General features: G+C 61.2%; 10 protein-coding genes. 7 read left to right on the top strand and 3 right to left on the bottom strand.

Features of this window, described 5'->3' with window-relative positions:
* Positions 1 to 7 precede the first annotated feature (7 nt).
* The 5 genes from RIC05_RS02955 to RIC05_RS02975 all read left to right on the top strand — a co-directional run bounded on the left by RIC05_RS02955 (position 8) and on the right by RIC05_RS02975 (position 7,375).
* Positions 8 to 625: a DUF7007 domain-containing protein gene (locus tag RIC05_RS02955; RefSeq protein WP_350046233.1), complete on the top strand. Its 618-nt coding sequence runs from the start codon at positions 8 to 10 to the stop codon at positions 623 to 625.
* Positions 622 to 837 (top strand): DUF6117 family protein, encoded by a 216-nt coding sequence (locus RIC05_RS02960; RefSeq protein WP_322333734.1) that lies wholly within the window; start codon positions 622 to 624, stop codon positions 835 to 837. The genes RIC05_RS02955 and RIC05_RS02960 overlap by 4 nt, the downstream gene beginning before the upstream one ends.
* A gap of 85 nt (positions 838 to 922) precedes the next feature.
* Positions 923 to 5,191 carry a strawberry notch-like NTP hydrolase domain-containing protein gene (locus RIC05_RS02965; RefSeq protein WP_350046232.1) on the top strand — a complete coding sequence of 1,423 codons (4,269 nt, stop codon included), beginning with the start codon at positions 923 to 925 and terminating at the stop codon, positions 5,189 to 5,191.
* A gap of 3 nt (positions 5,192 to 5,194) precedes the next feature.
* Positions 5,195 to 6,193: a DUF7146 domain-containing protein gene (locus RIC05_RS02970; protein ID WP_350046231.1), complete on the top strand. Its 999-nt coding sequence runs from the start codon at positions 5,195 to 5,197 to the stop codon at positions 6,191 to 6,193.
* Between the two features lie 237 nt (positions 6,194 to 6,430).
* A complete protein-coding gene (locus tag RIC05_RS02975; RefSeq protein ID WP_350046230.1) occupies positions 6,431 to 7,375 on the top strand; it encodes a DUF2493 domain-containing protein in 945 nt (314 codons plus the stop codon).
* 71 nt (positions 7,376 to 7,446) lie between these two features.
* Here the strand turns inward: RIC05_RS02975 and RIC05_RS02980 are convergent, their stop codons facing one another.
* Genes RIC05_RS02980 through RIC05_RS02990 form a run of 3 tightly spaced genes read right to left on the bottom strand, consistent with a single transcriptional unit; the run spans position 7,447 to position 11,571 of the window.
* Entirely contained in the window at positions 7,447 to 9,351 is a 1,905-nt protein-coding gene (locus tag RIC05_RS02980) for a UvrD-helicase domain-containing protein (protein WP_350046229.1), read from the bottom strand.
* Positions 9,352 to 9,353: 2 nt separating this feature from the next.
* Positions 9,354 to 11,336, bottom strand: a complete 1,983-nt coding sequence (locus tag RIC05_RS02985) for an ATP-dependent nuclease (RefSeq protein ID WP_350046228.1) — start codon at positions 11,334 to 11,336, stop codon at positions 9,354 to 9,356.
* A 13-nt stretch (positions 11,337 to 11,349) separates the two neighbouring features.
* A complete protein-coding gene (locus RIC05_RS02990; RefSeq protein ID WP_350046227.1) occupies positions 11,350 to 11,571 on the bottom strand; it encodes a hypothetical protein in 222 nt (73 codons plus the stop codon).
* A gap of 934 nt (positions 11,572 to 12,505) precedes the next feature.
* Between RIC05_RS02990 and RIC05_RS02995 the strand changes: the two genes are divergently transcribed.
* Together RIC05_RS02995 and RIC05_RS03000 are read left to right on the top strand one after the other, a co-directional pair.
* Entirely contained in the window at positions 12,506 to 12,844 is a 339-nt protein-coding gene (locus RIC05_RS02995) for a DUF736 domain-containing protein (protein ID WP_350046226.1), read from the top strand.
* Positions 12,845 to 13,152: 308 nt separating this feature from the next.
* Positions 13,153 to 13,302, top strand: coding sequence for a hypothetical protein (locus RIC05_RS03000; RefSeq protein ID WP_350046225.1), 150 nt, complete (start codon positions 13,153 to 13,155; stop codon positions 13,300 to 13,302).
* The last annotated feature ends 16 nt before the right edge of the window (positions 13,303 to 13,318 follow it).

The raw sequence follows: 13,318 nt of genomic DNA on the forward strand, positions 1-13,318 counted from the left end.
CATCGACATGCAATCCGCACGCATGATTTCCAGACACGCCCTCTGCGTCCACACTCCCTGGGGCATCGCCGATCATTGCCGCGAATATGCCGAGGGTATCACCTTCTACGGCACACCGTCGCATGGCGGCTTTAAGCTCAGCCCCGAGCGCCTGGCGGCGATGCACCCCGCCTTGCGCGTGCCTGCCGGCTGGTTCGAGGAGGATTGCGAATGGGCCAAAGTCGCCTTCGCCTTTCCCGAATGCTTCACACCTGAACAGCGCGAGGCGGCAATCCATACGCTGAAGGATTGGTGCCCCGACGCCTATGAAGCCGCCACCGGCGAAACCCTTGCGCCGGGCGCATCCTACATCAAGGATCAGCGGCTTTTCCATGAGAAGCACGCCGAGGATTGGATCGTGATTTCGGCGATTTCATCCGACCAGCATCCGGGACAAGTCGAATGCATCGCTACGATTGGCGGCAAACGCGGCGAATGGGGCAAGGCTGACCCGGAGGAACGGCGCTATCTGGTGCCCAAGGCGGAATATGACAAACGCGGATCACATGGCTTCGTCATCAATCCTGCCCTTCATGCGCCCTATGACGGCCAGAGCAGTTTCATTGCGCGGAGGGCGTCGTCATGATCCCGGATTACGTCAGCGCCAATTTTCAAACCCTGCTGCGCGCTGCCGAAAACGGTGATCTCGCTTTGATGGAATGCACCGATATTCATTCCGAAGCGCCGCGTTATATCATTGCTGCCGTGCAGCGTGGCGATAAGAAGGATTGCGACTCCACACCCTTCGGACATCTGGCGGAGGGAAACCCGTTCGAGGCTTACAGGCCACCAGAGTGAGAGGAGTTTCCGGGAAGGGTGAACGGAATGGGTGAGAGAAAGCCTGTTCCGGTTCGGTTTTCAAACCTCAACCCGGAGACATCCCATGAATTATGCTCTATCCGCAGCGGCGGTTCGTACCGCCGCGCCATTCCGCACGCCCGATAACACTGCTGCCTGCATCCTCACCGCCGCCAACCGCATTCTTGCCGGTCTGGAGCGCGGCATCACCATTGAAACCCGCTTCCTGCGCCAGGCGATGGAAGAGGCATTCGGTGGCTCGGACGCCGAGGGTTTTTGGTGCTGGAAAGACGCCTATGAAGCCTGCGAGGCGGCGCAGGTGCTGTTTCTGCGCAAATATGGCCGCGCCATGCAGGAGAAGGCGGCATCGCCCGCAGCACTTCTATCGATGATCGGCCGCATCGCCGGATTGCTCCCTACCCATACGCGGCGCTCGGAGGAATCCCAATCTCTGCAACAGTTTTCGACCCCGGCGCCCCTGGCGCTGGTGGCGGCCATCGCTGCCGGAGTCACGCCCGATGACGTGGTGCTGGAGCCGTCTGCCGGGACCGGCCTGATGGCCATTTTCGCCGAGATCATGGGCGTCCGTCTGGCGCTCAACGAGGTCGCCGAAACGCGCGTGGCGTTATTGCGGCGGCTATTTCCCGACGCCGTCACCTCCACTCATGACGCGGCCAGCATTGATGACCGGTTGACGGACGATGTTACGCCGTCGGTTGTCATCATGAATCCGCCTTTCTCGGCGGCGGTGAATGTGAAAGGGCGTTCAGCCGACGCCGATTTCCATCATGTGCGTTCGGCCCTGTCCCGCTTGGCCGTTGGCGGAAGGCTGGTGACGATCACCGGCCATAATTTTCCCTATGAGCGACTGAACGGCGCAATTCGCTTTTCCTGCGTCATCGATGGCAGTGCCTATGCCAAGCATGGCACGACGTTCGAGACGCGCCTCACCGTGATCGACAAGGTTCCGGATATTGGCGTCTCCCCGATCATGCCGAAGGTGCAAAGCGCTGCCGAGTTGCTGGCCAATGTCACCCTTCATGTGCCGCCGCGCATGAAGGTGGAGGGCGAGATCGGTCTTGGCGCGGTGAAGGCGATCACGCCGATCCACCACGCTCCGGCTGCACCCAGGCCGACGACGATCTCTTCCGCTCCCGATGCCACAGAGATTGCCTATGAGCCGACCGAATGGACGGCCGCCCAAGGTGCCGATCTTGCCGACACGCTCTATGAGGGTTACGCGCTGCAATCGATCCGCATCCCTGACGCGCACCCGCACCCGACCAAGCTGGTGCAGTCCGCCGCCATGGCCTCGGTCGCGCCGCCGCAGCCGAGCTACCGGCCGTATCTCCCCACGCATATTATAAAGAGCGGTGTTCTTTCCGACGCTCAGCTTGAAAGCGTCATCTATGCGGGTGAGGCGCACACCAAGCATCTTGCCGGATCGTGGACGCTCGACGATACGTTCGACAATATTCATGCCGCCGCTGACGATGCCGAGAATGCCGTACGCTTCCGGCGCGGCTGGTTTCTTGGTGATGGCACCGGTTGCGGCAAGGGAAGGCAAGTCGCGGGCATCATCCTCGATAACTGGATCAGGGGCCGCCGCAAGGCAGTCTGGCTCAGCCGGTCCGATAAGCTCCTCGAAGACGCGCAGCGTGACTGGTTGGCGCTCGGCATGGAAAAGCTGCTGGTCCAGCCCTTGTCGCGCTTCAAACAGGGCACGCCGATCCGCCTGTCGGAAGGCATCCTGTTCGTCACCTATGCCACCTTGCGCTCCGCCGAGCGCGAAGGGAAAGCCTCACGCCTTCAGCAGATTATCGACTGGCTTGGCCATGACTTTGATGGCGTCATCGTCTTCGATGAAGCCCATGCCATGGCCAATGCCGCCGGCGGCAAGGGCGAGCGTGGCGATGTCGCGCCCTCGCAGCAGGGCCGCGCCGGGCTGCGATTGCAGCGCGCCGTGCCCGATGCCCGCATTGTATATGTGTCGGCGACCGGCGCGACCGACGTGCGCAATCTGGCCTATGCCGAACGGCTCGGCCTGTGGGGTGGCGAGGATTTCCCTTTTACGAACAGGGGCGAGTTTGTTCAGGCCGTTGAAGCGGGCGGTGTTGCGGCGATGGAAGTGATGAGCCGCGACGTGAAGGCGCTCGGGCTCTATACCGCGCGGTCGCTGTCATACGAAGGTGTCGAGGTCGAGATCGTCGAGCACGCCCTGACACCGGAGCAGGTGGCGATCTATGACGCCTATGCCACCGCGTTTCAGGTGATCCATAACAATCTGAATGAGGCGCTGGAAGCCACAAACGTCACCGGCGAAAGCCGGACATTGAACGGTCAGGCGAAGTCGGCGGCCAAATCCGCATTCGAGGGGGCGAAGCAGCGGTTCTTCAATGGCCTGATCACCGGCATGAAGGTGGTGACGCTGATCAAAAGCGTCGAGCGTGACATCGCCGATGGTCATGCACCGGTGATCCAGCTTGTCTCCACCGGCGAAGCGGTGATGGAACGCAAACTCGCTGATATCCCCGCCGAGGAATGGCATGACCTGACCATCGACTTGAGCCCGCGCGAGGTCGTCGGCTCTTACCTCCAGCATTCCTTCCCGACGCAATTGTTTGAATCTTACACGGACGATGAAGGTAATTTGCGCTCGCGCCCCGCGTTCGATGCCGAGGGCAACCCGATCCAGTGCAAAGCGGCATTGGCGGCCCGTGATCGCATGATCGAGCAACTCGCGACGCTCGATCCCGTGCCTGGAGCGCTCGACCAGATCATCCAGCACTTCGGGACGGACAAGGTCGCCGAGGTGACAGGCCGTTCACGCCGGATTGTCAGGAAAGGCGAGCGGCTTTGTGTCGAAAATCGCGCTCCATCGGCGAACCTCTCTGAAACACAAGCCTTCATGGATGATGACAAACGCATTCTCGTCTTCTCCGACGCTGGCGGTACCGGGCGCAGCTATCACGCTGACCGGGATGCCAAGAACCAGCGCTTGCGGGTGCATTATCTCCTGGAAGCTGGTTGGAAAGCCGATGCCGCCATTCAGGGGCTTGGGCGCTCCAACCGCACCAATCAGGCGCAACCGCCGCTGTTCCGGCCGATCGCGACGGATGTGAAGGCGGAAAAGCGGTTCCTGTCCACCATCGCCCGGCGCTTGGATACGTTGGGCGCCATCACGCGCGGCCAGCGCCAGACCGGCGGTCAGGGCCTCTTTCGCGCCGAAGATAATCTCGAAGGCGATCAGGCCCGCGCTGCACTGCGGCAGTTTTACATGTTGCTCGCACAGGGTGGTATCGAAGGGTGTTCGCTCACACGTTTCGAGGAGGCGACCGGCCTGTCGCTGACCTTCGAGGGTGGGACGCTGAAGGAGGATCTGCCGCCGATCACCACTTTCCTCAACCGCCTGTTGGCGCTGCCCATCGCCATGCAGAACGATTTGTTCACGGCGTTCGAGGAGTTGCTCAACGCCCGGATCGAAGCAGCGATCCAGGCGGGCATGCATGATGCGGGGCTGGAAACCATCCGCGCCGAGAGCCTGACCGTCACCGACCGTCGCACAGTATGGAAACATGACAGCGGTGCGGAAACCCGGCTCTTCACGATTGAGCGCAAGGACCGCAACAGGCCGATGTCCGTCGATGACGCATTGGCGATTCGTAACGGCAAATTGCTGGTCAATGAACGCTCGCACCGCGCGGCGGTCAGGACATCGGCGACCAGCCTGATGCTTGATGATGGCAGTATGCAGCGCCGGGTACGCATGATCCGGCCCATGCAGCGCGACATCATGAGCGTCGAGGATTTTGCATCGAGCCATTGGAAGGAAGCCGACGAGGCGCAGTTTGCCGAGGTCTGGAATACCGAGGTCACCGCAATCCCCGCGTTTTCGACCAGCACGTTCCATCTGGTGACGGGATTGTTATTGCCGATCTGGCGGCGCCTGCCGGAAAGCAACGCCCGCGTCTATCGGCTGCAAGCCGATGATGGCGAACGGGTGATCGGGCGCATGTTGTCGCAAATCGAGATGGAGGCCGTCTGCCGCAATCTCGGCATCAACGCGCCGAAAATCTCAAACGAAGACGCCTGGGGGCTCATCACGGACGGCAAGGTTACGGCCCATCTCGCCGATGGCCTGTCACTGCGCCGCGTGCGGGTGATGAATGAGCACCGCGTTGAGCTGAGCGGCTTCACCTCCGGTCTGGTCGAGGCGCTGAAGGCGCGCGGACTGATGTCGGAGATCATCAATTGGAAACTGCGGCTGTTCGTGCCGGTCGGCGATCGGGGGCAGGTGATTTTCGAAAGCCTGCTCGACCGCTGGGCGCTGACGCAAATCGCGGAAAGGGGGTGAGCCATGTCGAGCGCTTCCGATCTGGCGCGCGGTCTCGGCGACAATGCCGAGGCCGTGTGCCAAACCTATCTGACCAAAGGCCGCCGCCAGGGCCGCTATTGGATCTGCGGCGATGTGTATGGCACGCCGGGGCGCTCGCTCTATGTCCAGCTTTTCGGTGAACGTGCCGGAAAGTGGACGGACGGAGCCGAGGGCACGCATGGCGATCTTCTTGACCTCATCATGGCCAACCGCGGTCTTGATTTTCGTGCGGCGTGCGATGAGGCGCGGGCGTTCCTCAGCCTGCCAATCATTCCAATGAAACGACCAGAACCCGCACCGCCCGGCACTTCAGTGGCTGCGCGTAGGCTGTTTGCCGCATCGAGTTCGATCCGGGGCACGTTGGCGGAGGTTTATCTGTGCCAGCGTGGTGTTACTCTGCCTTCGGACGTTTCCGCCCTGCGTTTCCATCCGCGATGTTATTATCGTGCGCCGTTGGGGCGCGAGACATGGCCCGCGCTGATTGCCGCCGTCACAGATGGCAAGGGCGCGGTGACCGGCGTGCATCGCACATGGCTTTCACCGGATGGCGGCAAAGCGCCGGTCGATCAGCCGCGCCGAGCGTTGGGGCATCTCGCCGGAAACGGGGTGCGTTTCGGAACTGTCACCGACACCATGCTGGCGGCGGAAGGGTTAGAGACCGCCCTGGCGCTCAAGATGATCATGCCCGAAATGCCGGTCATGGCCGCCCTTTCGGCCGCGCACCTCGCCGCCCTGACCTGGCCGCCGAAACTCCGCCGGCTCTATGTCGCGCGCGATAATGACGAGGTCGGGCGGCTCGCGCTGGAGAAAATTCGATCCAGGGCAGGCGAGATCGACGTCCGCGAACTTGTCCCACGGGCGGAGGATTTCAACGCTGATCTCCTTACCCTCGGTCCGGATCGTCTGCGAGGCTGGATCGGGGAGCAACTCGCCCCGGACGATAGTCATTTCCTCATTCACGATGGGCGGCAATGCGCATGATGGTTTCGCCATCGGGCCGTGACGGGGTGAGCATTCCGGCAAGCCTCACCGTTCGCAAAGGGGCCGCGCCCCGGCCTTTCCAAAAGGGGTATCTGCCAGCGCCAATCGGCTTTGCAACGGCTGCGCCGTCCTCCACTGCGTTGCGGCCCTGCGGGTGCAAACCCGCTTTGCGGCGCTGGCGGACGATCCCCGGAAAGGCCGCGGGTGGCGCGGCCTCGCAAAACGGGAGACCCCGCCATGACACTTCACAACCCCTTCATCGAACCCTTCGACGACGAGCCCCATCACACATCATCGCCAACCGCCCATCTCTTGGACGAGTTGCAGATGTATGGCTATCGCCCCCATGGCGATGATCCCGATCCGCGCCCGCTGCCCGAAGCCGCCCGTGCCGAACAGGAGATTGAAAACACCTTCGAGTCCCTCACCGCCCTGATGGCCAACACGCGGCTCGAAGGCGATCTCGACGATGTGCTCTGGAACCTTGTCAACATCTTCCACCGCAAGATCGCCAATCTCGACCGTGCGCTCGACGACAATGAGCAGGCGCAGCGCCGGATGCAGCGTGAACAGGACGGCTCGGAGGTCAAATCCGTCGAACTGGAACGAATGACCGCGCAGGGCATCTCGATCATCGAGCGCCGTAACGCGTTCGAAGCCTTCCGTGAAATAGGCGCATCATGGTTCGAGAAATACACCTTCTCCGCCTGGAAACCGCGTTCCGGCTCGATGGCCAATCGCCAGACGATGACGGCGAGCATGATCGACAGCCGCGATTTTATCGCCGCCAAACGCAAGGCCGAGATCGAGCCGCTGCTGCCCACAGGGCCGCGCATTGCCTTCACCGGCGGAATGGACTGCAACGATCACGCCCGCATCTGGGACGCCCTCGACAAAGCCCACGCCAAGCACCCCGATATGGTGCTAATCCATGGCGGATCGCCGAAAGGCGCCGAGAAAATCGCCGCCTGTTGGGCTGATAACCGCAAAGTGCAGCAGATTGTCTTCAAGCCCGACTGGACCCGCTTTAAGAACGCCGCTCCCTTCAAGCGCAACGATCAAATGCTTGATGCAATGCCCATCGGCGTCATCGCCTTTCCTGGCTCAGGGATCTCTCAAAACCTCGCCGACAAAGCCCGCAAAATGGGCATCAAGGTGTGGCAATGCGAGGGCGGCGCTTAATGCGCCGTCGTTTCTTTAGGAAACTATCTCGACGTTCGGGGTCACTACCGTCTTAGTTAATTCAATCTGGATCAGGCAACCTGAACCGTCTGCACTCCCGCTTTCCTAAGTAGACCATAAAGAGTTGCGATCTTCGTTCGCGCGCCACGACGGGCACAATAGGTGAAGACGACGCGCTGCTTGGCACGGGTAAAGGCGACAAAGAACCCCGCCGTCGCCTCAATCTGATCGCCGGCGAAACTCCACCATGCGCCGTCGTCGAGACCCACGAAGATGACTGTGTGATATTCGAGACCTTTGCTCTTGTGAATCGTCATCAACGGGATCGCGTGAACGCCTTCATAAGCGTCTAGGGCGGAAGGCCAATCCACTCCATTCGCGGATGATGCAAGCAGGTGCTCTGCGGCCGCATCGAGCACCTTTTCGAGCCAGCCACCCTGGCCATAGGCGGGATGAACGGCGATCAGCCGTTCTCGACCGATGAACGCCAGAATGTCGTCCACGATGGATCGCGCCATCGCCTTTGATTTTGGTGGATTGGGACGGGCGGCTCTGAGTTTGATCGCGTATGCGTCCAGTTCGCGGGCAAGTTTGGCCTGCGCGGCATCTTCATCAGGCGCGACACCACGGAGTGCAGCCAGCGCCTCCTGACAGTCCGTCCAGTGCCGGCCAGCCCGCTTGGTCATCGCAAGGTGCAGAAGGGTGACGATTAGTTCCGATGCTTCTTCCGCCAGCAGTTCTTGCAGCATGACCGCGCCGACGGCCCCGGCCTCGTTGCGCAGGGGAATGCCTGCGGCCATGAACGCCGGTTCAAGGACAGCCGCGTAGTCGGCAGCCTTCTGGCGGACAAGCAGAACGAAATCACGTGGGCCGAGCTTGTGGGTTTTCATCTCGGCGGCGACGAACGCCGCCAGGCGGTCCGCCTCGACCTCCGGCGTCGAGAAATCCAAGATCGCACAACTGTCCCCGGCGATCGTGCCCACCGTTTTCGATACCGGCGCCACAGCGCGGGCGTCCAAAGCCTGTGCAAGGACATGCTGGATACGCACCAACTCGGGTGAAGAGCGATAGTTGTTATAGAGCGGCGTTCGCTTCGCGCCGAAGTCGGCGTCAAAGGCGGTGAAGGGATCATCCATCGCCATCGCCCAGCGCATGATCTGCTGCTTGTTGTCCCCAACGGCTGTGATCACCGTATCGGTACCGAGGAAGATGGTGCGAACCAGATCGAATTGGATCTGCGTTGTATCCTGAAACTCGTCCATAAACAGGTGCGAATAGGTCAGTCGAAGCGCGTCGCACGCCATCGGATTGACCCGCAACAGCAGTTCGGCGAGCCGCCCGATCATGGGGAACGACAGGACGCTCTTCTTGCCCTCGTGAAGCGACGTTTGCCAGAAGCGATCCGCCGCCCATTGGCCAGGTGTCGGATTTGGCCAGCCGTCCAATGGGAGCGGCGACCCCACCAGATGACAGCGCTCGAAAGCCTTCACCGCTATCGCCTGGATGTCGGCATAGGTGCCGACCGATGCCGGAGGCGTACCGACCTGCTGATACAGGAAGTCACGGTAATCCCGATCATTGGGGAACATAATTTCGTAGTCGGGCCGTGGCCGCCAGCGTTCGGGCAGCGCCTGACCAAAGCGATCGACAAGCCCCTTCGCAAAGGCGTCGAACGTCATCGAGTCGAAGCGCCCGGCATGATTGAGATGGCAGCGCTGACGGACGCGCGCGGCGAGGTTCGTGGCGGCGTCTCGCTTGAAGCTGATCGCGAGAATACGCCTCGGCGCAGGTGCAGTGCCCGTCTGAAGAAGATAGGCTGCGCGTTGCGCAAGCAACTCCGTCTTTCCCGCACCGGGGCCGGCGATGACGGATCGATTGTCTGCCGAGCGGACAACCTTCAACGCATTCGCTTCGAGCGCATCAACGCCCACCGGCTTCCAATCATCCGGTCGAACCCGTCGTGACAGCACTGCCATGGCTAGTCCCGCCGCAACGACTTGGCGATATGCTTGAGAACCTCGGCCAGCACAGCCGGCATCTTTTCCGCCAAGTCCTTTTTCTTGATGTGGGTCAGGGCCGCGAGATGCGTCGCAGGCTTACTGTTGGTGAGGAAGTGATAGCGGTAAGCCGGGAGCAGCGCCGGATAGTCCTTGAATGGACCTGTGTAGAGCGTGAGCCCTGGTCCCGCGGTCCCAAGGACAACCTCGGCTGCCTTGTCGGCCGCCATCCTCGGACCGCCGCCCTTGGGGATGATCAACTTGTAAGCGTCAGGAAACGCTTCGAGCATGGCGAGATCGAGGTCGAGCGGCGCAGAGAAATAGACGCCGTGCGGTTTGAGGCAATTGATCCATCCGTTCAGAATTTTGCGATCTTCCGCGTCCTGCCAAGTGTGCATTATAGCGAAATCATCGTCGGACAACATGCCGTCGTCGATCTTCAGAAGTGTCTCTTTTTTCACGCCGAATTCGATGAGCTTCTCGATCGCTGTCTTGACCCGGCCAAAGCCACCGCCCTCACGTCCCAGATCGAGATCCAGGAGTGTCGCGTGTGGAATGCCCAGATGTTTCAGCAACCTCCAAAAATGCTGCACATGCCGCCCGCCCAAGGGTACGATGGCGACGAAGGCAGGGTCGATCAGCAGGTCGAGCGCTTCGGCCAAGGGCGGCAGGACGATACGTTCCGAATCACCTTCAACGAGCAGGACAAACCGGGCGAAGTAGAGTTCAGGATACGCGAGCATCGCGCCCCGGACGAACTTGGCGGACTCATCAGTGCCTGACGGCATCTTGATCTTCTTCACCGTTGAGACGCGCGTCTTCGGGTCGCAGCGGCAGTAGCGGACCTCACGCGGATTGACGCGGCTCAACACCGCCGGCGAATGACTGGTGACGATGGCCTGCGCACCGCCGGCATCGGTCAGCGAGCGGACCTGACGGATGATCCGCGCGAGGAAGTATGGAGAGAGATGGTTTTCCGGCTCTTCCAGAGCGAACAGCGTGAGCGCAGGAATCCGCAGGGTGTCGTCGCGGAAGCCCTCCACTGTGCCGGCGACAACATCACGTTCGAGATCAAAAACGGCCGCAGCCAGCGCAAAATAGAAGAGCGATTGCTGCCCATCGCTCAGGGCGTCGAGACCGCGTTCCTGGCCGTCCGGTCCCTGCTCGAAGATGACGGCGATCTTGGTAATGACGTCCTCGAACCGGCGACTGACCAGACTGAGCCGGGGTTTCGTATCGACCACATCGTCGTGAAGCCCTGACCAGCGCGCCTGCAAGGCTTTGCCGATGGCGGCAATCGCGGACTCTCCCTCGAAAGCCGTGGCCAGATTCTCGGTGGCTTCCTCAACCGCCTGCTCGGTTTCGGACGACCATTCGATAGCGCGGAGCAGGCGGGCGGCAAGCGCGCCCGTCGTCGCCTTGATCTGGGCCGCCGCGTCCCGGCTGGCAGGTGTGTAGTAGAGTTGGATGAGGCCGCGATCCGCGGCCGAGACCGGGTGGCACTTGTCTTCAGCCGGTTCGTCATCGAGCGTGTCGACCCAGAAAAGCTCCTGCGAAACCTCGCCCTCGACGGTCCCGTCATCTTCCCATCGCGCTTCGAGGCGCAGACGGCAGACCGGCGGTTTGCCCTCCCGCTCGATCTGCATGTGCCGGAACGACGGCGCGATCGTCTCCGGTGTCGCGGTGCCATCGGCCAGTTCGGGCAAACCGATCAGCACGTTGATGAACAGACACTTGGGTTCGCGATCATCCGGATCGTCGTCTGCGCCTAGGTGAAAATCCGAATGCTGAACGGTGCGCTGCGCGCGCGATACGCCAAACAGCTTCGACAGTGCGTTTAGGAGCGCGGTCTTGCCCGCCGCATTCGGGCCGACGACGGCCGTGATCTCCGATGAAATCGGCACCGTGATCGGATCGGGGCCGAAACAGCGGAAGCCGGACAGGGTTACAGATTCGATACGCACAGGCTTCCTTCCGTCAGATCGCAGTGGGGAGCGGATCGGTGCCGTCGCTCCGGATTGCGAGAGACTGCTGGTACCCGTTACAGGTCCAGACCATCAGTAAGATGAGTTCCTTGGCAAGGCCATCGCCCATAGGCATTTCAAGATCGTCGGGGTTATGCGATCCATAGGAGGCGCCGGCTCGGAGCATAAGCATCAGTCGGCCGTTCTGATAAGCGTTATTCATGTCGAATAACATTGGATGCTCCAAGCGGATATTTCTTAAATAATATAATGATTTGATACGGCTTTTTGTTTTGCCGTCAAGTATTGTCACGCACATCAGCCGGTAAAATTGATCTGCTCACTATACACATGGGTGCGCGAGGCAGTTTCTCTTTAAGTATGAGTATTGTTTGGATCCCAAAATTGGCTGGCACCCGCGCGGGAACGAGCCCCGCGCACCGGGCTGTCGTGAACCGAACCCGCTTCGCGGTTTCGGCCCTTCGGGCGTCCATCCCATGGCGCTTTTGCCGGTATTCTCGGGCGGCTGGCGGCTCACTGTTACCGCCATGAAAAGCCCCGCACTTTGAGCAATTAGACATGGCTGGGAGGGGTGATGGGATTGGCGGTGCAGTAGATCCCGTTGGCAGCATGACGATCGTCTTGCGGGCGTGCCCAGCTTGGGCTTGGGCGGCGCATCTGGGGTCGAAATAGCGCGGCGGATGAGGATTGCGGCGGTCTTTGCTGCGTATTTTGGTGTGTCTATCCGGCTTCATTTTCCGTATCGTGCCACCGGCATTTAGGGCGAGGAATGGGCGTTAAGAGGCTCATCCTTGCACGGAAGAATGCCGATCCGACAGGCGGTGGTGGGCATTCGAGTAAACGGTGAAGCCGCCAGATGCATCGGTGAAAGTTGCGGGCGATAAGGCCATTCGTCTCCCTGTCCCGCCATTCATCGAGGACCAATCCCTGCATGTCTCTTGACGCTTAAATCCCGCGCCGGTCCGTTCAACCCTTCGGGCGGAGTAATTTCCCCTGCCGCTACGCGGCATTCCTCGCGAGGCAAATTTCCCCGCCCGGCGGGTGCTCCGCTTTGCTTCGCCCTTACAGGTGAACCGCCCGCCTTTGCGGTCTTTTCGCTGGTGACATCGCAGGGATGGTCCCGCGATTAACAGCATAGGAGACTTATCATGGCTATCACCCTTGGCGCTTTCACCAAATCCGTGGACGGCAGCTTCACCGGCACGCTCAAAACCCTCAACGTCACCGCCAGCCTCGTCATCGTCCCCGTGGACAAGATGAGCGAAAACGCCCCCGATCATCGCGTCTATGCCGGCAATGGCAACCGCTACGAAGTCGGCGCCGGCTGGAGCCAGGTCGCCAAATCGAGCGGCGAGACCTACCTCAACCTCAAGATCGGCGCGCCGGAATTCGGCCCCAACTGGGTGCGCGCCCGCCTCGTCAAGCTGGAACAGCCCGGCGAAGACGGTACCACCCATATCGCCCTCTGGGAGCCGCGCGACCGCTAATCCGGTTTCCCTCAAAGCCCCGCTGCGGATCGACCGTGGCGGGGCTTTTCTCGTGCTTTCGCGCCTGTTGAACCGCTGGAATTGATGCGGAGTTTCCTGCGGAAACGGGCTTTCCGTCTCGATTTCTTCAGTATGCCACCCGGCCAAACGCGAGCCTCAAGGCTGCGCGGTACCCCCAAAATGCTGCGCATTTCGGCTCCCCCACGCCCCGCTTCGCGGCGCTGACGCGGCCTTGACCCTCGCTATCCGGATGACCGCTGGGCGCGTTCTCGACGGGAGAACGGCTCAATCATCAGGAGATTTTCACCATGTCACGCATCGATATCGCTATCTGGATCGAACTCTTGGACATCGAATTGCGCGGGGGACTGCCCGCAGATGAGCGCGCATGGAACCGCGCCAAGATCGCCGAATTACGGGCCCAGCTCGATGCGATGAAGGAAGCGGAAGGGGCATAGCGCCCCTTCTTTCCGC

This window comes from Thalassospira sp. (assembly GCF_040218635.1).
Lineage (GTDB): Bacteria > Pseudomonadota > Alphaproteobacteria > Rhodospirillales > Thalassospiraceae > Thalassospira.

Bases quoted from the DNA above. Each gene is read 5' to 3' on its own strand.
- RIC05_RS02995 (WP_350046226.1), top strand. From the start codon at position 12,506: ATGGCTATCACCCTTGGCGCTTTCACCAAATCCGTGGACGGCAGCTTC.
- RIC05_RS02955 (WP_350046233.1), top strand. From the start codon at position 8: ATGCAATCCGCACGCATGATTTCCAGACACGCCCTCTGCGTCCACACT.
- RIC05_RS02970 (WP_350046231.1), top strand. From the start codon at position 5,195: ATGTCGAGCGCTTCCGATCTGGCGCGCGGTCTCGGCGACAATGCCGAG.
- RIC05_RS02960 (WP_322333734.1), top strand. From the start codon at position 622: ATGATCCCGGATTACGTCAGCGCCAATTTTCAAACCCTGCTGCGCGCT.
- RIC05_RS02965 (WP_350046232.1), top strand. From the start codon at position 923: ATGAATTATGCTCTATCCGCAGCGGCGGTTCGTACCGCCGCGCCATTC.
- RIC05_RS03000 (WP_350046225.1), top strand. From the start codon at position 13,153: ATGTCACGCATCGATATCGCTATCTGGATCGAACTCTTGGACATCGAA.
- RIC05_RS02975 (WP_350046230.1), top strand. From the start codon at position 6,431: ATGACACTTCACAACCCCTTCATCGAACCCTTCGACGACGAGCCCCAT.
- RIC05_RS02980 (WP_350046229.1), bottom strand. From the start codon at position 9,351: ATGGCAGTGCTGTCACGACGGGTTCGACCGGATGATTGGAAGCCGGTG.
- RIC05_RS02990 (WP_350046227.1), bottom strand. From the start codon at position 11,571: ATGTTATTCGACATGAATAACGCTTATCAGAACGGCCGACTGATGCTT.